General features: G+C 42.0%; 2 tRNA genes and 1 rRNA gene. All 3 read left to right on the plus strand.

Going from position 1 to position 495, the window contains the following annotated elements:
* Window positions 1-78, plus strand: a 16S ribosomal RNA gene (locus F7888_RS22330); the annotation flags it as partial.
* 91 nt (window positions 79-169) lie between these two features.
* A tRNA-Ile gene (locus F7888_RS22335) sits at window positions 170-246 on the plus strand.
* Between the two features lie 26 nt (window positions 247-272).
* Window positions 273-348 (plus strand) — tRNA-Ala (locus F7888_RS22340).
* Window positions 349-495 lie beyond the last annotated feature (147 nt).

A 495-nucleotide genomic window follows, 5' to 3' on the forward strand; every position in this document is an offset into this window, starting at 1 on the left:
CCTAAGGTGGGACAGATGATTGGGGTGAAGTCGTAACAAGGTAGCCGTATCGGAAGGTGCGGCTGGATCACCTCCTTTCTAAGGAAACTGAAACTCTTATGAGTTTCATAAAAAGTCGCTTTGTTTATTGTGGTCAGTTTTGAGAGAGCTTATCTTTCTTATTAGATATGGGCCTATAGCTCAGCTGGTTAGAGCGCACGCCTGATAAGCGTGAGGTCGATGGTTCGAGTCCATTTAGGCCCACCATATCTCTCAAATTAAATAATCATGTTGGGGCCTTAGCTCAGCTGGGAGAGCGCCTGCCTTGCACGCAGGAGGTCAGCGGTTCGATCCCGCTAGGCTCCACCAACTCTTGAGATTAGAAATCGTAATCTCTTATTTAAATCGTACCTTGAAAACTAGATAACATAACAAAACATTCATTTTTAAGAAACAAACCAATGTAAGAAACTGTAAAGATCTTACTAACTTTTAACTTAGGTTAAGTTATTAAGG

The organism is Litchfieldia stipae, from assembly GCF_014837155.1.
Taxonomy (GTDB): Bacteria; Bacillota; Bacilli; order Bacillales; family Bacillaceae_L; genus Litchfieldia.